Annotated in this window: 17 protein-coding genes; 2 read left to right on the top strand and 15 right to left on the bottom strand. The window is 43.9% G+C overall.

The genetic code is table 11. The annotated features are described in order from the left end of the window. Positions 1 to 9 precede the first annotated feature (9 nt). The 13 genes from QWZ04_RS06035 to nrfB all read right to left on the bottom strand — a co-directional run bounded on the left by QWZ04_RS06035 (position 10) and on the right by nrfB (position 13,290). A complete protein-coding gene (locus QWZ04_RS06035) occupies positions 10 to 1,623 on the bottom strand; it encodes a L,D-transpeptidase family protein (RefSeq protein ID WP_290325985.1) in 1,614 nt (537 codons plus the stop codon). A gap of 85 nt (positions 1,624 to 1,708) precedes the next feature. Further along, positions 1,709 to 2,818 (bottom strand): DUF1513 domain-containing protein, encoded by a 1,110-nt coding sequence (locus QWZ04_RS06030; RefSeq protein WP_290325983.1) that lies wholly within the window; start codon positions 2,816 to 2,818, stop codon positions 1,709 to 1,711. Continuing rightward, on the bottom strand, positions 2,799 to 3,908 hold the full coding sequence (locus QWZ04_RS06025) for an imelysin family protein (protein ID WP_290325981.1): 1,110 nt from the start codon (positions 3,906 to 3,908) through the stop codon (positions 2,799 to 2,801). Before QWZ04_RS06025 ends, QWZ04_RS06030 begins: the two co-directional genes overlap by 20 nt. 10 nt (positions 3,909 to 3,918) lie before the next feature. Continuing rightward, the gene (locus tag QWZ04_RS06020; RefSeq protein WP_290325979.1) at positions 3,919 to 5,304 is read right to left on the bottom strand and encodes a di-heme oxidoreductase family protein; all 1,386 of its coding nucleotides are present in this window, start codon (positions 5,302 to 5,304) and stop codon (positions 3,919 to 3,921) included. Positions 5,305 to 5,366: 62 nt separating this feature from the next. Next, entirely contained in the window at positions 5,367 to 6,626 is a 1,260-nt protein-coding gene (locus QWZ04_RS06015; protein WP_290325977.1) for an imelysin family protein, read from the bottom strand. 182 nt (positions 6,627 to 6,808) lie between these two features. After that, a complete protein-coding gene (locus tag QWZ04_RS06010) occupies positions 6,809 to 7,405 on the bottom strand; it encodes a GTP cyclohydrolase II (RefSeq protein ID WP_290325975.1) in 597 nt (198 codons plus the stop codon). Positions 7,406 to 7,850: 445 nt separating this feature from the next. Beyond that, a complete protein-coding gene (locus QWZ04_RS06005) occupies positions 7,851 to 8,018 on the bottom strand; it encodes a hypothetical protein (RefSeq protein WP_290325973.1) in 168 nt (55 codons plus the stop codon). Between the two features lie 118 nt (positions 8,019 to 8,136). After that, entirely contained in the window at positions 8,137 to 8,583 is a 447-nt protein-coding gene (locus QWZ04_RS06000) for a cytochrome c-type biogenesis protein (RefSeq protein WP_290325971.1), read from the bottom strand. Position 8,584: 1 nt separating this feature from the next. Continuing rightward, a complete protein-coding gene (locus QWZ04_RS05995; RefSeq protein WP_290325970.1) occupies positions 8,585 to 9,112 on the bottom strand; it encodes a DsbE family thiol:disulfide interchange protein in 528 nt (175 codons plus the stop codon). Next, positions 9,087 to 10,988, bottom strand: a complete 1,902-nt coding sequence (locus tag QWZ04_RS05990) for a heme lyase CcmF/NrfE family subunit (RefSeq protein WP_290325968.1) — start codon at positions 10,986 to 10,988, stop codon at positions 9,087 to 9,089. Before QWZ04_RS05990 ends, QWZ04_RS05995 begins: the two co-directional genes overlap by 26 nt. Before the next feature lie 52 nt (positions 10,989 to 11,040). Then, entirely contained in the window at positions 11,041 to 11,997 is a 957-nt protein-coding gene (nrfD, locus tag QWZ04_RS05985; protein ID WP_290325966.1) for a cytochrome c nitrite reductase subunit NrfD, read from the bottom strand. Then, complete coding sequence (nrfC, locus tag QWZ04_RS05980; protein ID WP_290325964.1) at positions 11,994 to 12,686, bottom strand: cytochrome c nitrite reductase Fe-S protein; 693 nt, start codon at positions 12,684 to 12,686, stop codon at positions 11,994 to 11,996. The genes nrfD and nrfC overlap by 4 nt, the downstream gene beginning before the upstream one ends. 1 nt (position 12,687) lies before the next feature. After that, entirely contained in the window at positions 12,688 to 13,290 is a 603-nt protein-coding gene (gene nrfB / locus QWZ04_RS05975) for a cytochrome c nitrite reductase pentaheme subunit (protein ID WP_290325961.1), read from the bottom strand. A gap of 456 nt (positions 13,291 to 13,746) precedes the next feature. Between nrfB and nrfA the strand changes: the two genes are divergently transcribed. Next, on the top strand, positions 13,747 to 15,177 hold the full coding sequence (gene nrfA, locus QWZ04_RS05970) for an ammonia-forming nitrite reductase cytochrome c552 subunit (protein WP_290325959.1): 1,431 nt from the start codon (positions 13,747 to 13,749) through the stop codon (positions 15,175 to 15,177). A 141-nt stretch (positions 15,178 to 15,318) separates the two neighbouring features. Here nrfA and serC read toward each other — a convergent pair whose 3' ends face one another. Both serC and QWZ04_RS05960 read right to left on the bottom strand, forming a co-directional pair. After that, complete coding sequence (gene serC, locus QWZ04_RS05965) at positions 15,319 to 16,401, bottom strand: 3-phosphoserine/phosphohydroxythreonine transaminase (protein ID WP_290325957.1); 1,083 nt, start codon at positions 16,399 to 16,401, stop codon at positions 15,319 to 15,321. A 134-nt stretch (positions 16,402 to 16,535) separates the two neighbouring features. Beyond that, positions 16,536 to 17,798: a DUF945 family protein gene (locus QWZ04_RS05960; RefSeq protein ID WP_290325955.1), complete on the bottom strand. Its 1,263-nt coding sequence runs from the start codon at positions 17,796 to 17,798 to the stop codon at positions 16,536 to 16,538. Between the two features lie 230 nt (positions 17,799 to 18,028). Between QWZ04_RS05960 and QWZ04_RS05955 the strand changes: the two genes are divergently transcribed. After that, on the top strand, positions 18,029 to 20,002 hold the full coding sequence (locus tag QWZ04_RS05955) for an ATP-binding protein (protein ID WP_290325953.1): 1,974 nt from the start codon (positions 18,029 to 18,031) through the stop codon (positions 20,000 to 20,002). The last annotated feature ends 1 nt before the right edge of the window (position 20,003 follow it).

Here is a 20,003-nt window from a genome sequence, read left to right as displayed (position 1 = left end):
ATTGATTAGTTATTGAGCGGAAAGAACTTTATCGAGATTAACTATTTTCGTCAGTTTTGCGTCAAAATTTGAACTCTTACTCAAATGATCATAACGGTATACATCGTCACTATATTGAAGCTCACCGTTTTTAAACCAAACCGTTTGATAAATAATGTGCACCGGAATGCGCCTTGTTAAGGTAACGGCTAAGGTATCTTCTCCCGGTAACGACATCTGTTTGAACTGAGGTTTCACTGCCGACTGCTCGACCAACAATTGGGCAAAAGATGCAGCCTCTTCTATCCGAATACAACCTGAACTGAATGCTCGCCTGTCTTTAGCAAACAGAGATTTTGCCGGCGTATCATGCAGGAAAATAGCATTTTTATTAGGGGTATTAAACTTGTACTGCCCCAAAGCATTGGTTGGCCCCGACAACTGTCGTATTCGATATGGGAAAGAATTGGGGTTAACTTCCGTCCAGTTAATTTCATCTGGATTAATGACTTCTCTGTTATGCCAGCTTTTTACGATTTCATAGTTGTGGCTTGCTAAATATTCCTGACTGTTTATGGCTTTAGGTAAGATGTCTTTGACCATTATCTTATGCGGTACATTCCAGCGGGGGTTTAATATAACCGAGTCCATTTTCGTGTTAATTAATGGTGTTTTACGCGACGGACGACCAACGATGACATCAGATTCAAACGCTTTCTCGCCCCCTTTCCAATAAGTCATCGCAAACTGAGGGACATTAACCAAGACAATATTGCTGCGCTGCTCTGGCCATATTCGTAGTCGCTGTGCATTGAGCGCGACCAAACGCAAGCGCTCTTCCATCGGGCGGTTAATCCAGTAGATAGTTTTTGGCCCAATTACGCCGTCGACACTCAAGCCATGCCGTTGTTGAAACTGTTTAATCACCTGCTCTAAATCACTGCCGTATACATTATGACTTTGATCAACGTGCTGAACATCAAAACCTAAGATATCCAGTCGATACGTCAATTCCGGCTTATGAGTGATGATATCGCCTTTACGCAACAGTCGTTTTCTCTGCATATAGTCACTAACAAAAAAATCAACATAAGGCTTTAACCTATCTATTGTGCTCACGTACCTTTTAAAGACGGCGCTGTTAGGCTCGTACTGTTCCAAAAAAGCTTCTAGCCCATCATTTCCTACGGCAAACAGCAGCGCCTCGGTACTGCCCTCAGAGGGGACAGGTAGGTGCGCAGGTACACGACCTCCAAAGAACCAGCCTTTGCCCTTTGCTTGAGCTAATTGAGAGTAAGAAATAAAGGTGAGTAAGGTGTCGGTGGCCAGAATATCGTATTCTTGCCAACGATTCTGATAACGCGCCTCTTTGAGCTCAGATAGTCTTTGATAAAACACATCGCTAACGTCGGCTAATGCGGCATGTTCTAATTGTGTCTCAAACTGTTTGATCGCATCGTATTGATACCAAATAGGCTGGTACTGATTCTCATGATAAATCTGAGCCAATAGCTCGTGATGAGCTAAAACCGTGCCCGTAGGTGTATGACTTGATACCCAAGCAAGAGATTGGTGCTGGCTCCACGCATACACTGAAGATGAGCAAAGCAGCAGAACCGAAACAATTAAATGTCTAATTATCATTTGCCCGCTCCTCGCTGACATCGCCATACTTAACAACATAGTTAAGTATGGCAAAATTCTGAGCAAGTATAGGACTAATAAATGACTAAATTACACTCCAATGATTATCCCAGTGGATATTGGATGAAAATGTCTGCCTAGGCTGGTCATAGGCTTGGTGTACAACCTTTGCCGCTCCTGAGCTTAGCCAAAATCCATCATCGCTGGCCACCACACCACTGGCGTCAGGTAAAGACGATAACTCGAGCAATTTATTCTTCGCTAGATCCCAAATTCCATAGCAGTTACCACGAGGTGAAGTCGCGATAAGCGTATTGTCATGCACGGCGATGCTTGCGATATAATGATTGAATCGTGCCCACTCCTCAGGTTCTGCATTGAGCATTGTTAGCCCTGAATGACCACTTTTCCTGTCAATTACACCACCGTGTACCGCAACCAAACTCGGATAACTATCAGGCTCTCCTCGATACTGCTGACCACAGTACACCGCACCATTAGCGTCGGTAGCCAAGTGACGAATGCTCAGATGATGATTGGACAAACCAACTTGATCAACAAGCTCACCGTCCATATTTAAGTAACTTAATGAGGGCGTCATACTCTCAAGGTTCTGAGGTGTTCGACCTAACGTATGGACGCCGCCTACCCCAATTGCAAGTTGGTTATTGCCCAATAGAATCACTTCATGGGGGCCAATACCAAACCCTGACCATTCATCCACTTTTTTATAACCCGCTGCAACGTCGTACACGCCGATAAACCCTTGGCTGGTGGTTTTATCCCCTTCGGTAACAAAAAGATACCCACCATCTTTGGAGTAAACACCATGACCATAAAAATGACGTTCTGCATTTGGCACCACCAACGGCATCATTTCACCAGACACGTAATTAAAAGGCTGGAAATAGTCTCCGGGCCTACGAGCAAACGCAACTGCCTGTGTCCCATTAGGTTGGACCGCGACACCATGCCCTCGTTTAGGCAAGGTGTGAGCCACAATGGGTTGGCCACGATGGTCTGCAATCACTACTTGGTAGCGGTCTCGCCCTTTAATGGCACACCCAATCAATGCAGGTTGTTTCGCTGTACTGACTGACGCACAACCAAGGGTCGTTGTGAGCGGCAGGGCCGAGCCCCAAAACGCAGCTTGAAGCAAACGGCGTCTTGTTTGATCAGTCACCATCGGTTGCATTAAACCCCACTACAATGCCGAGTTCTAAAGCCACATCGTCGCGGATCAATATGTCTAATAGCTCAAGCTGATTCAATAACATCAAGGCTTGTTGATAACCCGCTTTGGTTCCAATGGTCTGAAACATATTGCCATCTCTAGGCCATTCATGTTTAAGGTGCGTGAAATTTCGGCTCAGGCTATCCGCAAGATCCGTTCGTCCTCGCTCGCGTAATAAAGAGTCTAAGCCACCTTGGTGATAGATTTTATCCATCGCATCAACATTGCTGCCTAAGTTGGCAAGTGATGTTCCAGAGCGCCATGATTCAGAAAAATACGCTCGTGGTTGGCCTATTTTGGCAAGCGGTCGACTTAATTTCTGCATACTGTATTCGATCTGATTCGACAATAAGCTGACATATTCACTGCGCCAATGCTTTTCATCTAATTCAGTCCACGGGTTAGTCTGCCAAGCTTGGCTTACTTGTTGCCCATGATATTGCAAGGCTTGGCTAATTGGTTCACCTAACTGACACCCTGATGGTTTATCCGATAACAACGGAGACTTGCTATCATACAATAACCATTCTATCGCCCCGAGCCCTTGCACAGTAACGCTTTCTTTAAGTACATCTTGCGCTGTTAGGTCTGAGCTGTGCTTGGCAAGTGCCTGCATTTTTCTCCCTGTAGTGTTTTTCTTATCAGGCCAGAACTGTATATTCCAACTCAGATCCAACGCAGATTGAGGCCCACGCTGCTGACCTTGAAGCGCCATCCAAGCTTGCATGGTTGCCGACCATTGATGTTTCACATCATCCAAAGATTTATTATCGTTTCGACAATATTGATTAAAACTATCGGCAAGCAGAGAGGATTGTTGTTCAAAACGCTTGGCTGACGCCCATTGAAGACGATAAACATCCTGACTCAAGTGGGCTGAACTCGAGAGCAAGCTCAAAGGTTCCTGTGATTCATTGGTATCACTTACAGTGCCAGTCGATGCTGTTGACTGGCAGCCAATCAATAGCGTAGCCAACATCGTTAAGGCGCTCGCCTTTAAAGGCGTTACGCGTTCAAATATAATCACGGAAGCGGCGGTTCGTTTAGTCATTAGATTCACCTTATAATGAATTTAAAAATGCGATAAGCGCATCACGATCGGATTTAGACATACTTAACACCTGCTGTTGCGCATTTTTCGCCTCACCACCATGCCACAATACCGCTTCCATCAAGTTACGAGCACGGCCATCATGTAAGAAATAGGTGTGATTATTGACCTCCTGAGTATAGCCAATCCCCCAAAGTGGCGGCGTTCGCCATTCTTGGCCGTTTGCCAGGTACTCTGGTCGGTTATCCGCAAGCCCCTCTCCCATGTCGTGCAATAACATATCACTATAAGGGTGGATAACTTGCTCTGAGAGTGCCGGAGTCTCTGGCACCACGCCCGTTTTTATATTGACGGCATGACAAGACTGACAGCCGGATTGAGCAAACAGGGCTTGGCCACGCACTACTTCTGGTGACGTCATGTTTCTGCGTTTCGGCACCGCCAAATGTTGAGAATAGAATTCGACAAAGTCGAGAATCTTTTGACTCACTTCAGGTTGTCCGCCGTTCGGCAACTTTTTACAGATATCTTGAGCATCAGTGCAATTCTCGTTCGGGAAAAGATCACTGGTTAAACCAAGATCACCATTAAATGCGGCGGCATTTTGTTGCATCAGGTTCGGTTGCCCTGCTTTCCAACCAAATCGACCTAGTTCCAAGGTGTTCGTTTTTACATCTAAAACTCGGTTAGCTTTGCCTGATATTCCATCATTATTACTGTCGTTAACATCCGACATAGCTAGAATCGTTTCTTCAGGAATGGCTTCAAGTAAGCCTAAGCCGATCATCGGAGGGGCAACACGAGCTGAAAGCAAAGCATTTGGATCCATTGGTCCATAGGCTAAATTCGTAATCGAGACTGTCGGCTTACGCAAAACCACTTTTTCACCATCACTAAAATGTACGACTTTCTCATCGTACTCGATGACCACTTTGCCTTCTGGTTGAGCGTCTGGTAATGAGAAATCTTGAAGTTGTCCGCCATAAGTCGGCTCGGGTATTACGCCACCACGAATCACCGCCATTTGTTGGGCTTTAGTCGTCGCAGGAATACTTAAACGAACCAACATAGAAACAGCGTGGATATCGTTTGGCTCAGGAGGATGACCTCGACCATCTTTGATGTGACAGTTTTGGCAACCATTGGTATTAAATAATGGCCCTAACCCGTCACGGGCATCGGTTGACGCTGGAGCTTGAACCCAAGGGTTACGAAAGAAGCTATTACCGACACTAAAATCAAGCCGAGAAGCCATAGGTAAGTTAGTTGCGGGTAATGAAAGAGCATTGGGGCCTTGTTTATTTGTTGTTGTGTCGCCGCCAGATTTCTTTTCATACGCGTAACTAGAGGTGGAAAGTATCGTTATTAATCCCAGTGTAAATAAACGAAATGTCATTGAACGTCCTTAATAGAAAAAAAGGGCCCACTACGCGTGAGCCCTATACTACTGCTTCTAAATTAAAACTCGTGATCGGCGGTATCAGGGTTAAGACTTTCGATACCAATGATCTTAGCTGCTCGCTCAATTGCAGCCGTTTGTACTACCAACGCCATGATAGTGTCGTTAACCAGTGCGTTGCCTTGTGTATTACCCGTAGCAATTAACTGATCGAAGTGCTGGTCGTTTTTCTCAGCAGAAATGACAAGTTGCTTCACTTGCGTGCGTGCAATATCGAAATCTTTTTGAATTTTCTTCGCCGCTTGCTTGTCTTGCTGTGCGACAAGGTCGTAGATGCTTGGACCAGATAACAATTGACCATTTTGACGCATGTATAAGCCAGTAAATACGTTGTAGATACCTTGCTCATTGTAGTAATGGGAGTTGTGAGTGTTATCAGAGAAGCAATCGTGTTCATCTTCAGTAGAGTTTGCCTCTAGAGCGACTTTCATACGCTCGCCCGCAAGCTCACCTAGTGATAGTGAACCCATGCCAAACAACATCTTACGAAGGCCTGTTTCACTCGACTCAGATAACAATTTTTGACGGTAGTTGCCTTTTTGATTGCTCGCCCACTGCTTTTCCATCCATTCTAGATCTTCGATAAGCAGTTGAGATGCCGCTTTTAAGAATTCGCCACGACGGTCGCAGTTGCCATTAGTACATGCACTACCCATTGCAAAGTCTGTGTGTTGACGATTACCAGCTCCAGCGTTAGCGCCGTTTAAATCTTGGCCCCAAAGTAAAAATTCAATCGCATGATAGCCGGAAGCCACGTTCGCTTCAGAACCACCCACTTCATTGAGATCCGCAATGAGAGCAGGCGTAATCTTTTTAGTATCAAGTACGCTAGCACCCACTCGAACTTCTTCATTCGCAACGATGTTCGCTTGCGCACCTTCGTTACCTAACTCGTACTGGTAATCCGTAGATACGTAATCGATCAGACCTTCGTCCAGTGGCCATGCATTCAGTTGCCCTTCCCAATCATCAACGATTGCGTTACCAAAACGGAACACTTCACTTTGTTGGTAAGGTACACGAGCGTTCAACCAAGCTTCACGAGCAGAAAGAAGTGTCGACTCAGATGGTGCTGCCAATAGTTGGTCGATTGATTTGTCGAGTGCTTTCGCAGTCGTTGTTGCGTCCGCATAAGTCGCATGAGCAACGTCTGCGTAATGTTTAACAACTTGAGATTGAGTAACTGCGGCAAAAGCGCTACCCGATAAACCAAGAAGTGAAACTACCATTAATTGAGTAGTAGCTTGTTTAGTGATCATTAAATCATCCTTGTTGAGCAAATAAGTAGTAAGAACTATTATCATTATTATTCGTAACAGAATGATACATTTTTATTGCTTATATTCAAGCTTCAAATAACAAAAAGCCCCACATACGTGAGGCTTATCTGTTGATTATGCATCAAGATACTTATCAAGCACTCAATGGTGGTTTACACCAGTCAGATGTCGAGCTTATGCTTACCGTGGGAAACTTTCGCTTTTAGATAGCCTTCGTTCCCGTTCTTGATATGAGCCTCGGTATTGACCACCTCTTCAATCTCGATACCGTAATCCGTTAGATCTTTGATCTTCTTAGGGTTATTGGTAACCAAACGAATCTTTTTTATACCAAGCGCTAGCAGCATTTGTGCTGCTTCTTTAAAATCACGCAAGTCATCGCCAAAGCCAAGATGGTTGTTCGCCTCGTACGTATTCATGCCTTCGCTTTGAAGTTTGTAGGCATCAATTTTATTGTATAAACCAATACCTCGCCCTTCCTGACGCAAATACAGGATGATTCCGCCGTTATCACCCATCTTTTCTAAAGTTTCGTCTAATTGTTCACCACAGTCACATCGCGATGAATGGAATACGTCTCCGGTCAAACACTCTGAGTGCATCCGTACCAATGGAGTATGCGCCTGCTGATCAGCAGATTTAAATATTAAAGCGACGTGTTCCTTTTCAGTTTCTAAACCACGAAACGAAAGGATTTCTGCGTCTATATGGCTCTTGAGGCCGACTTTTAAGCTAACTCTGGCACGAACTTCCGCCATAACATTTCCCAACTTATTCTATTATTTGTGACTTTAGCTCTTCACCCGTATCTGTATCTTTTGTCTATCAGAAACACGTAAAGAGAAGTTGAATTGTAAATGGGGGTTCCCCACTTCAGATTCAACCACGATGATGATAATATTTATACCATTATTGTTATATTATAACAATTAGTCATTCCAGTGCACATTCTGTACTTACCATTAACAGCTTAACCCTTTGTGGGCATCCTTTAGACAATAAAAAACCCCACACATAAAGGTGCAGGGTTACTGACGACTAAGTTACTGGTGTCTAATTACAGATAGCTAGGTTGCGAATAGCTAAGAAGTTACGAATGCTAAGTTGTCGATAACCTAACAATACCTACCTCGTCGAGTCATTCAGCAGGTATAGAGAGGTGACGACATTCAATGGGGAAGAACGAGACGTCGATGAGCAGCTTCATGCTTGCTCTTTTTGCCACATAACCAGTTGAACCCAGATATTTTCTAGTTCATTTAGTTCTTCTTTCGTCAGGATAGACAACGTTGAATTCGCCCCATTATTTGCAGGCATCGCCCAGATACGAGCTTGAAAATCCTTTTTTAACTGCGTAACTACCGGTTCCACTGCCTACACCTTACGTCCGTTTATAGCTCAATTAATGAACTAGATGGCATTACATTGCGAAGATCATAGCATTTATTCGTTTTTTATTGTGCAATTAGAACTCTAACATGGAGACACATCACACTTTTTTTGCACGCACTGAGCTAAATACGTAATAAATGAATGATGCAAACGCCAGCAGTGGAATTAGCCATAACATAAATGTCGACTTGCCAATCTCTGGACGGTATAAAACGAACTCTCCAAATTGCTTTACCATTCCCGCTTTGATTTCTTCGTCGCTCTGGCCTTGCTGAACTTTTTGATAAACTTTTAACCGCAGATCCTGGGCAATGGGTGAGTTTGATTCGACCAGGTTCTGATTCTGACATTGTGGGCAACGCAGTTCTTTAGCCAATGCAATTGCTCGCTTTTGCTGTTCCGGCGTATCGAATTTAAACAACTCTACTTTCGATATTTTTTCTGTTTCAGCCTTTGAAAACAAGGCGACTTCCGCCATTGCCGTCACTGAATAAACACTCAACAAACAGGATAGGATGAACACATAACAGTTGCGAGCTGTCATATTAGCGAGCTCCCATTATCGGCATAAATTTATTCTGCCAAACCATCGCAGTTAACTCGCCAAGATGCCGCTGCCTTACCATTCCGAATTGATCAACCAAGATAGTTTCAGGGGTGCCTATCACTCCCAATCTTAATGCTAAATCTGCATCACGATCAAACAAGGTGACTTCATAAGGATTGCCATGAGTTTGCAAGTATTGAGCCGCACTTGCAATATCGTCGCGATAATTGAGCCCTAAAATAAAGTAACCACGATCATCTAACTGTTTCAAGAAATCGTGTTCTTTTGCACAAACCACGCACCATGACGCCCACACGTTTACCAGCGTCCATTTGCTGTCTTTGAATACCTGTTCAGTCGCGTTGATCTCAGCCGACTCTAATAGGGGTAACGTGAACGTGGGAAAAGCTTGTTCCATCAAGGCCTGATTAGACTTATCGGGCTCGGAAACCAGCCCAAACAACAACAAAGCGATGAATCCACCCAGTACAACGAATAGACTACTGAGCTTTACTTTTTTCGACATAACGTTTCTCTGTTTTGAATACTTTATTAGGGATAAGAGCAAGAGACACGGCAAAAGCACTTAACAACCCGCCAAACCAAATCCAACGAATGAAAGCTTTATATTGAATACGCACCGCATAGCTTTGATTGTCGAGCTTTTCACCCAGTGTTAAGTAAACGTCGCCCAGCCAGTCTGAATAGATGGCAGGCTCACTCATCAACATGTTTCTAACTTGGTAGTGGCGTTTCTCTGGGAGCAACCTAGCCTGAACACGGTCGTCTCGAGATAGTACAAAATGCACTTGCTCAGAGGTGTAGTTTGGCCCAATAAAGAGCGTACGATCATCAAACGTGATGTGGCTACCTCTAAACTCCACTTTACTGCCTTGATACATTTTATCACTGACTTCATAAGAAAGTTGTGCGTTACCTAATGCGCCAAAAATCGCAATGGCCAAACCAATGTGAGCAATCCTCATCGCGATTGAGCCGAATAATCCAGTCACCTTAGCCGGTAACGCGTGAATAATGACTACCACCATGCACAGATACGAGCCAAAAATGAGCAATGGCGACAAAGACAGTGGATAGATAAATATCAATAATGCAACGAGTAACGCCGCTACAATTAAAATTGTGCTCTTGATAGCAACACTTGGTACAGATTTGATTCCCGGCACCAGCATGAGTAACAATCCAATGAATGTCAGCGGTAATATCATCTGATTGAAATACGGGGCGCCTACCGAAATGTTTCCTAGTCCAAGCAACTGATAAACCATTGGATAAAAAGTACCGAGCCACACAACTAGGGTCGCGACCGTTAAGATGCCACAAACGAGCAAAATAACGCCCCCCTTAGAAAAAAAGGCCGTAATACTTTTACTGACAATCTCTTCGCTGCGTAGAATTAAAGCCGTTAACGCACCAAATAATAAGATGGCCAAGATAGCGAGCAGCAATAAACCTTTCGTTGGGTCAACAGCGAACGCATGAACAGACGTGAGCACCCCGGAACGCACCACAAAAGTACCCAGTAAGCTCAGACAAAAAGTAATGATGGCCAATGAAAAGCTCCACCCTTTAAGTTGTTGTTTAGCATGGCTTACTTGCAAGCTGTGCATCAATGCCGTGGACGTCAGCCAAGGTAATAAAGAGGCATTTTCTACCGGGTCCCAAAACCACCAGCCTCCCCAACCTAACTCCTTGTAAGCCCACCATGAGCCAAGCACTATACCTAAGGTTAAAAATACCCAAGCCACCGCATTCCAAGCACGGCATAGCTTGAACCAATACTCTGGAATTTGAGGCATTAGCAGGGCAGCAAACGCAAATGCAAACGTGGCAGCGAAGCCCACGTACCCGATATACAACAACGGAGGGTGAAGAACTAACCCGATATCTTGCAACATAGGATTTAGATCCCGCCCCTCAACGGGCAGTACCGCATTCGTTGCAAATGGATTAGACGCAAAGAGAATGAACAGCGCAAAGGTAGTAATAATTGCGCCCATGATCATCAAAACTCGAATTCTATAATCATTGGGAATGCGATTTCTTTGTAGCGCGATGACACTGTTCCAGCTCGATAAAGTCACTAACCAAAACAACAGCGATCCTTCATGCCCACCCCATACAGCCGCAATCTGAAAGAAAATCGGCAATTGTGTGTTGGAATGTGAGGAAACATACGTGAGAGAAAAGTCATTAGATACGAAAGCGTAACCCAATAACAAAATGGCGATTAGGCTCGAGAAGAATGCGAGATGCACAGGGACATCAACGTGCAGATTACAACGTAGCCGAGATGTGAAAGTAGTTAATCCAACAACAACGACCATTAACGCGCTTATCACACATACTGCGAGTGCAAAAACGCCAACGCTTGCTACCATAAGTTCCTTAATTTACCTTGCTACCCTTTGAAAAGTAGCAAGGTATTCATGCTTACACGACGGTCATTTGTCCAGCATAGAGTACAAAGGTTCTTAACATCAATACACCAAGCAGACTTAAGCTAGTTACAACCACAATAAATAGCGGACTGTGACGCAGCGCTTTCGGAGAAAATGCATTTAACCCAAGTGGTACTAACATACCGAATAAAACAACCCCCCACCAGAACCACGATGACCAAAAATCGCCAGTCAGCGCAAACCAAGCAGAAGCTTCGCTTTGCCCACCACTGAAGATTAAGCCAGTAAAGAAAGTGACCAATACAAACAGCTCGAATATGACGACTGGACGTTCAAAATTATGTACCCAGCGAACACTCGGACTGGTCGGGCTTTCTTTGAAACCCACAACCCCAAACAGTAAACTTGCCGCCGCACCAGAAGAAAGGCTTGAAAACAAGAATAACAATGGCAGCACTGGATTATTTAGCATTGGATACGTTTTTAACGCCGACAATAAGAACCCAGTGTATGCTGCGAGTATCACAGCCATAACGCCTAACGAGATTTCTATTACGTTTTCAAACCGTCCGAATGATTTTAGTAAACCATCCACAAAAGCAAATCGCCCTTTAAGGAAGTTAACGATCGTTTCTCTGAAAATGATCCCTATCCAAACAAACAACACCGCGAGATATAACTGGAATAAGATAACCCCCATCGACATCACCGACGACGGATTGTAATAGATCATAATTTTCCAGAAAGACAACGGTTTGGTTAAGTGGAACACCAAAATAAGCAGACCAGCCACAATGCCGAATGGGGCTACCCACGCCATTGCTTTCATGATGCCATTTTCAGCCGGATTACCTTCGATTACATTTCGTTTTAAGTAGATTGCAATCATGACCGCCCCCGCCGACATACCAGCTAAAAACAGGTATACAGCGATGATCCAGTCCCAGACCAGTGAGTCGAATTGAAATGCAGCTTGCCAAGTACTCATGACTTCACCTCTCCTTTTTCATGTGCGACTTTGTATAGCTGCGGTTTCGTTCCTAAATGGGATTTGTCGCGGTATACGGGGTTATTTGCAATAACCTTGTTAATCTCACTTTTCGGATCATTGAGATCGCCAAATGTCAGCGCTTTGGTCGGGCACGACTCAACACACGCAGGCAGTTTTCCAGCGGCTAGATTGGTGTCTCGACAGAAGTTACATTTATCCGCTGATTTGGTTTCAGGATTAAAGAAACGAACTTGATATGGGCAAGCCGCTAAGCAGTATCCACAGCCGACACATTTATCGTTATGAACGTCTACAATTCCGGTTGCTTCGTCTTTATAGGCAGCCCCAGTAGGACACACATAAACACAAGGTGCATTTTCACAATGTTGGCAAGAAACACGATCAAATTGATAATCTACATTCGGCTGCTCTCCTTTCGGTTCGCCTCGTGTAATTTCTAGTCGTGATACGCCTTCAGGTACATTGTTAACTTCACGGCAGGCATCCATACAAGCAGTACAGCCAATACAGGCTGTTTCGTCGTAGACCATACCGTAACGTTTTTTGCCATCTTCCATTGAATAGGCCAATGACTTGCTGCTGCCAATAACCGCCGTTCCTGCTACTCCTGTAGTCACGATAACCGCGCCAGCGCCTGTGATGAAATTTCGTCTAGAACAACTCATATTAATCATCCTCCGGTTTCTTCATTTTTAACTGAGTAACATCGGAATGACAATCAACACACAGTTTAATCTTGTCTTTGCGCTCTAAGCTAAGCACACCCTGTTTTTCACCATGAACCACATGACAATTTGAACACGTCAAGTTAGTTGCATGGACATCGTGTGTCCAGCTGTCTTCCTGTAGATCTTTCGGTTGATGACAATCGGTACATTGGCTATTAGCAGATAAAATTTGACTGTGACTAAGGAGTTGTTTCTCTGTGCCAGACTTTGATTGTGCGGCAGAGTATTTGATGACTTCAGGTGCACCATCACGGTGATCTGGAGAAATACTACTATGACACTCAGTACAATTTACCTCACGGCCGATGATCGCTTGCGCGTCTTCCCCGTGAGAACCGAATAATGTTTGCTTCGCATCCTTGTGACATTGCGTACACTTGTAATCTGGATCTCGAATCAACGACACTTTGTGTCGCGCTGTGTCAACTTCTTGAACCGCAGTTTCAGAAGTATCGGCAGCAACATTGAATGAAAACCCATAGAGACATAATACTAGAAGATATTTTAGCATCATGGCTATGGTCAATTTAATATTGCCCATGTTTTTCCTTTCCTTAAACCAAAACTATATTTTGGCAAACAAAAAGTGACCCTAAGAATTAAATGATAATAACTCTTAAATGAAATCAATTCTTATTTCGGATGAGCCGCAACGCTATCTGAGCTTATTATATCTGTAACTAAATATGACTGCACAAAATTCAGACAAAATAGTGAGCCAATTCACTAATTAAAATACCTAAGTCACTAGTAATAAAAGAAGTTAGCTATTTTATAAATATAAACTACGCCGCAACCCCACCTACCCCTTTAGGGGTATAAAATGGATAACGTGGCATGGATCACTATGGATAATTGATCTAAAACAATTTAGCAAATAAATGAACTTAGCGTGAGAATATATATCGTCTACCATATTAAAAGTTCTCCAATTTTTATTTTGGCTACCTTGAAATGCAACGCTAGGTAATAAAAACAAATTTACGGAGAAGCAACTGTGAAAAAGCACTGGATACGGAATTCGGCTGCAGCGTTATTGTTTGGCTCAAGCTACTTATTTAGTATGGGCTGCCTCGCTGCACCAGAAGCAAATGAAATCGGTGATCCTCGTAACCAAACTTACGAAGAGAACCATCCCGATCAATACAACTCTTGGAAAGCAACCTCTGAAAGTAAAGCGTTAGATGACGCCCTAGCGAGCGATCCTAACATGGTTATCATGTGGGCAGGTTACGGCTTTGCTAAAGACTATAACAAAGCTCGTGGTCATTTCTATGCTGTCGATGACGTAAGACAAACCCTTCGTACTGGCGCACCAACCGATGCCAATTCAGGGCCTATGCCTATGGCGTGTTGGAGCTGTAAGAGCCCTGATGTCGCTCGGACAATAGAAGAGCGTGGTGAAGATGGCTACTTTGAGGGCAAGTGGGCTCGATTAGGCGCAGAAATTATCAACCCTATTGGATGTGCCGATTGTCACGATACCAAAAGCGAAGAGTTTAAAAATGGCGAGCCTGCGCTAACCATTACTCGTCCATACGTAGAACGCGCATTTGAAGCGATTGGCAAGAAATTTGACGACCAATCTCGCTTAGATCAGCAAGCGTCCGTGTGTGCACAATGTCATGTTGAGTACTATTTCACTGGGCCAACTAAAGGGGTTAAATTCCCTTGGGATAACGGCACAAAAGTGGGCGAAATGGAAACCTACTACGATGCACTTAACTTTAAAGACTGGACGCATAAAGTATCTAAAGCGCCAATGCTAAAAGCCCAACACCCAGGGTACGAAACTTGGCGTGACGGCATCCATGGTAAGAACAACGTCGTTTGTGCTGACTGTCATATGCCTAAAGTAACTAAAGAAGACGGTACGGTTTATACTGATCACAAGATCGGTAACCCACTAGACCGTTTCGAAGACACGTGTGCGAACTGTCATACTCAAAGCAAAGAAACGATGATCGAAATTGTCGGGACTCGTAAACAACAAGTCACCAATATGAAGTTGACGGCTGAAAAACAAATTGTTGCGGCTCACTTTGAGGCTGGTGCCGCTTGGGATGCTGGCGCAACCGAAGAAGAAATGCAAGATATCTTACTTGATATCCGTCATGCACAATGGCGTTGGGATTACGCAATCGCGTCTCATGGTGTTCACATGCACGCACCTGAAGTAGCACTAGAGATTCTAGGTACAGCTGTTGACCGTGCTGCTGATGCTCGTACTAAGCTTGTACGTTTACTTGCGAAGAAAGGCATTCTAGAGCCGATTGAAATTCCAGATATCTCGACCAAAGCTGCTGCTCAAAAAGCACTGGGCATGCCTATGGACAAGATGAAGTCTGACAAAGATACCTTCTTGAAAACCGTTGTTCCACAATGGGAAAAAGAAGCCGCCGAACGTGAGAGTAAATACGAGTACTAACCTCGTAATTTAACCAAACACGAAGCTATCAAGCCGCTCATTTTACTGAGCGGCTTTTTTGTTTTCTAAAACAAATTTATAGCGCCCATAAAAAAGTCCGCGTGTATTAACACTCGGACTCAACATTTAGCATTTTAGAAACTAAGCGTTCGCTTGTTCAAATTCTTTCATGAACTCTACCAAAGCTTCAACCCCTTCTAGTGGCAACGCGTTATAGATAGAAGCTCGCATGCCGCCCACTGCTCGGTGGCCTTTCAATGACACTAAGCCTTTCGCTTCAGCTAACTCTAAGAAAGTCGCATCTAGCTCTGGCTTCACGAGTTGAAAAGGAACATTCATACGTGAACGGTTATCAGGATGAACGTTGTTACGGTAGAACGGTGAGGCGTCTATGAAACCGTACAATAAATCTGCTTTCGCCTTATTTACTGCTTCAATCGCCTCTACGCCACCTTGCTCTTTAAGCCACTTAAATACCAAACCAGACAAATACCATGCAAAGGTCGGCGGTGTATTAAACATGGAGTCTTTTTCAGCCTGAACCTTGTAGCTCAAAATACTAGGTAACGCTTGATTCGCCAGTTCTAGCAGGTCGTCTCGTACGATAACAATCGCGATACCAGCAGGGCCAATATTCTTCTGTGCGCCAGCATAAATCACACCGTATTTCGACACATCAATTTTGCGAGATAGAATGGTAGACGACATGTCAGCAACAATAGGTTTGTCCGTGACGGGTAAATCGTTTATCTCTATACCATCTATGGTTTCGTTCGGGCAAAAATGTACATAAGCGGCATTTTCATTAATTTCCCACTGATTTGCTGGAACAACAGCCGTTTTACCGTCTTTTTCGGTGCGTGCATTAATAACATTTGGCGTGCAATATTTTACAGCTTCCGCTACGGCACTTTCCGCCCAGTAACCAGCATCGACATAGTCAGCACTGCTGTTATCACCCAATAAATTCAAAGGAACAGCAGCAAACTGAGCGCGAGCACCGCCTTGACAAAATAACACTTTATAATTGCTTGGCACATCAAGTAAGTCGCGTAGATCTTGCTCCGCTTGATTTGCAACCTCGATAAATTCCTTGCTTCGATGGCTGATTTCCATCACCGAAGTACCTAAGCCATTCCAATCGATCAATTCTCCTTGGGCTTGTTTCATCACTGGCTTTGGCAAGCCAGCTGGGCCAGCACTAAAATTATAAATAGGTTCCATGATAGCGTATGCTCCTGCGTTGGTTTCTAAGATCTATACCAGAGTAATACCATTTTTTGCGCAACGACAAAAGCGAAAAAGAGGTCATTTGACCTCTCTTTATTTGCTAATGCCTATTTCTATTAGATATCTGGTTATTGCCCGTTGACCATCAAGGGCATAAACAAGGCCATTAACGACATTTGTTTGCCCGTATCAAAAGTCACAATACCATTCTCTAATTTGGCTTTTACTGCATACCCATCGGCAGACTCATCTGCAAATTCCATAATCATCATCTCATCGATACCCTCTTGGACAACGGGATATGTGTTAGCCAGATCCGTTGATGTAGACGAACTCAATTCACCGGTAAGCTGATTAATAATCAAGGTTGGATTTTGAGAAACATTTGCTAAGCCTTTCGGAATGGCCAAATGCCAATTCATCTGCATATCGCCGTTGGTCGATGCTACAGAAAGATTGTTTAATTCAACACGAACACCTGACTCTACTAATGAATCCAGCAGCGGTATCGCTTGTTCAATTTCCTGCTCATTCAATACCTGGTTTTGTTGATATAGCGCCATCAAACCTTCAAAAGCTGAGCTATTAAGCCCTTGGATAGCAAAATCCACATCAATTTGATTAAAGGTGACATCCGGCAGTGTTACATTCTCAAGCTGAATTTTTTGGGTATTGGTTAAGCTATCGCCCGCTTCATTTTGATAGGCGTTCACCGTATAACTGATCTGTTTTGCAGAAAATGAATTTCGTGGGTCATTTGTGTCAAGTGACAGGCCGTTAATTTGGATATTCTGATTACCAAGCCAAATCCCCAGCCCTTTTTGCCCCTCGCCCTCTAGTACCAATTTTTCCACGAGAAGTGATTCACCATTAGCAAAAATCACATCAGAATTTGGCACTTCAAAACGCACCGACGACTCGCCATCAAGTGCAATAGACCCCTCCCCCGTGTAACCATCAATGGTTAGCTGGCCACCATTTTGGTCTTTAAATTCAATTGGGCTACCGTTCAAAGCAAACGTTGTATTGCCATTAAGCTTAGTATTGGTATTTAAGCTAAACGTAAAGATCGGATTATCTAACGTATCGCTTTGGGCATCGATAGATAACAAACCATGAGTAATTTGATGAGTTAACGTTAACTCTGTTGGGATGCCATCTCGTTCCAGCTGCGTTTTTAGATTTTCGTCAGTAATAACAAAACGCGTTGTCGCGTGAGCCGAAAAGTAGCTACGATCGTATTCGATGACTTCGGCGCTCATTTTACTGTTACTAAGTTGCGCAATTCCATCCGTCATGACTTTCTCGGCGATTTGCCCTACTGCCAATGGCCAAATGGCTGCGATAACAATTGCGCCACCTATGGCACCGTATTTTCTTAATTGCTGCATTTATTACTCAATAACGGAAAAAGAAATCAGTGTACATAGGCACCGTTTATCTTTCAAAGGCATTCACATGAAGCCACGCAAAAAATGTGCAGTTTTACTTATTACTGACAAAGTTTGCGTTAAATCAGCCTTTTGAATCAAATTTTAGCTAGGTGATGAATAACTTTAGCTAGCTCTCATCTCGTAGCAATTTTTCTTGTTACATTGATAAAAAACCAAAAGTGATTGCCGTGAACCAATACGCCTTACTATTTATAGACAATGACTTACACAGCATTGAGCAGCTTAGAAATGAGCTGTCTGCTTTTTCTCACCGGTTCGATATCTATGGAGCAGATTCAGTAGCAGAAGCAGAAAGCAATTTAGAGTTTATCGAACAAGCAAACCAAATTGTGGCATTGGTCATCACCTGCGATAGTGAGGCAATTCAAGGCTCTGAGTTTTTAGTGCAACTGGATAAACGCCCCTCCACTCGGAGTGCTCGGAAAATATTGCTCAGCGACGGCCAAGATATCGAATCAATCTTAGCCGCCGTTAACGAGGGCCGGCTCGATCATTGTATAACCAAGCCTTTTCCGTCTGGTACTGTGCACAAATCAGCCATCAAAGAACTCACGACTTTCATACTAGAAAAAGACAACGAGGACTGGCTCGCCTACAGCCATTTACTGGATCAAAACCGAATTCTACGTGCCCATATAGATAACAGAATGCGCTCTTATCGTGCTGGGTTTATCCATGATTTTCACGACCTTTCTGACACTCAACTCGCAGAACAAGTTATCGGTTCACTCCACGAATTTTTTACGACCAAAGATGAAACCCGAGCAATCAGAAGCTATTCGGCAGATCATTTATTAACCAGAGAGGGCGAGCCAAACCGCTTTCTCTGGTTTATCACCCAAGGTGAAGTCGCACTGTACAAGAAAGACGAATTAGGGGTGCAGCGGGAGGTAGTTCGCCATACAAAAGGCAACATCATTGGCGGCATGTCTTTCGTTTCCGGTGAACACTCTTTCTCTACCGCTGTTACGCTCACCCAAACCGAAGTTATTAAACTAGATAGAGATGTATTTTCTCAGGTCATGCATTCCAACACAGACCTACTGCCACTGTTTACGAATTTACTGCTCAGGCACTTTAATCGACGGTTACAACGCAGTATCAATACCAAACTAGAATTGCAGAAAACTCTGGAGTCTTTAGAGACCGCGCACCAACAACTGATTGAGCGCGAAAAAATGGCGGTATTAGGCCAATTGGTTGCCGGTGTTGCCCATGAACTCAATAACCCAATTGCGGCGATTTTACGCGGAGCAGAGACGCTGACCGACAAAATTGCCAGCTTAACCGTGAATTCCACACAAGGCCTTGCCTCTGGTATTGGCAAACAGATTTTGCAAGATGCTCTGGGCTCTCGCCCTATGTCTACCGCTGAAGTAAGGCGAGAATCAAAACAACTCGCTGCACAATTGGGAGACCGGCAGTTAGCTAAAAAGCTAGTGCAGTTTAATTTACACCAAAATACTGACGACCTTGCTCGGTTGCTCAAACAAAGCCAAGACCTTCCCGCTGACATCAAACAACTCGAAGATTATCACGTTACCGGCAGCACACTACGTTCGATAAATGTCTGTGCCAAACGTATTGCCGACATGGTTAAAGGCCTAAAAGGCTATGCAAGGCAGGATGACGAAAAATTGCATTTTGTTGATTTGCATGAGGGGTTAGAAGACACTCTGGTTATCTTTGAAAACAAATTGAAAAGATTCAAAGTCACCAAGAATTACCAGCGCATTCCTGAAGTACTATGCCAACCTATTTCTTTACAACAAGTTTGGACCAATTTGATTTCTAACGCCATCGATGCTTTTCCTGAAAACGGTGAACTCACTATTTCTACCGGAATCAAAAACATTGACGGTAAAAGTTTCGCTGAGATCTCCGTCAAAGATAACGGCCATGGCATTCCTGAAGCCATTATGGAGCACATCTTCGAGTTAAACTACACCACCAAACGCGAAGGAAATTTCGGCTTGGGTATTGGGCTTTCAGTTTGCCAACAAATTGTCCACCAGCACGGAGGCTGGATCGACGTCGAGTCCGACGCAAAGTCGTTTACCCAAATGATCGTCTACTTACCGACCTGTCACCCTGATTTTATTGATGATATGGCGGCAGTTCAACAACCAAATAAGGAATAGA

The sequence above is a fragment of the Vibrio tapetis subsp. quintayensis genome (assembly GCF_030409945.1).
GTDB lineage: Bacteria > Pseudomonadota > Gammaproteobacteria > Enterobacterales > Vibrionaceae > Vibrio > Vibrio quintayensis.
Note: the sequence above shows the minus strand (reverse complement) of the source record. Positions and strands in the feature narration are given on the sequence as shown.

Bases quoted from the DNA above. Each gene is read 5' to 3' on its own strand.
- QWZ04_RS06035 (WP_290325985.1), bottom strand. From the start codon at position 1,623: ATGATAATTAGACATTTAATTGTTTCGGTTCTGCTGCTTTGCTCATCT.
- QWZ04_RS06030 (WP_290325983.1), bottom strand. From the start codon at position 2,818: ATGCAACCGATGGTGACTGATCAAACAAGACGCCGTTTGCTTCAAGCT.
- QWZ04_RS06025 (WP_290325981.1), bottom strand. From the start codon at position 3,908: ATGACTAAACGAACCGCCGCTTCCGTGATTATATTTGAACGCGTAACG.
- QWZ04_RS06020 (WP_290325979.1), bottom strand. From the start codon at position 5,304: ATGACATTTCGTTTATTTACACTGGGATTAATAACGATACTTTCCACC.
- QWZ04_RS06015 (WP_290325977.1), bottom strand. From the start codon at position 6,626: ATGATCACTAAACAAGCTACTACTCAATTAATGGTAGTTTCACTTCTT.
- QWZ04_RS06010 (WP_290325975.1), bottom strand. From the start codon at position 7,405: ATGGCGGAAGTTCGTGCCAGAGTTAGCTTAAAAGTCGGCCTCAAGAGC.
- QWZ04_RS06000 (WP_290325971.1), bottom strand. From the start codon at position 8,583: ATGACAGCTCGCAACTGTTATGTGTTCATCCTATCCTGTTTGTTGAGT.
- QWZ04_RS05995 (WP_290325970.1), bottom strand. From the start codon at position 9,112: ATGTCGAAAAAAGTAAAGCTCAGTAGTCTATTCGTTGTACTGGGTGGA.
- QWZ04_RS05990 (WP_290325968.1), bottom strand. From the start codon at position 10,988: ATGGTAGCAAGCGTTGGCGTTTTTGCACTCGCAGTATGTGTGATAAGC.
- nrfD (WP_290325966.1), bottom strand. From the start codon at position 11,997: ATGAGTACTTGGCAAGCTGCATTTCAATTCGACTCACTGGTCTGGGAC.
- nrfC (WP_290325964.1), bottom strand. From the start codon at position 12,686: ATGAGTTGTTCTAGACGAAATTTCATCACAGGCGCTGGCGCGGTTATC.
- nrfB (WP_290325961.1), bottom strand. From the start codon at position 13,290: ATGGGCAATATTAAATTGACCATAGCCATGATGCTAAAATATCTTCTA.
- serC (WP_290325957.1), bottom strand. From the start codon at position 16,401: ATGGAACCTATTTATAATTTTAGTGCTGGCCCAGCTGGCTTGCCAAAG.
- QWZ04_RS05960 (WP_290325955.1), bottom strand. From the start codon at position 17,798: ATGCAGCAATTAAGAAAATACGGTGCCATAGGTGGCGCAATTGTTATC.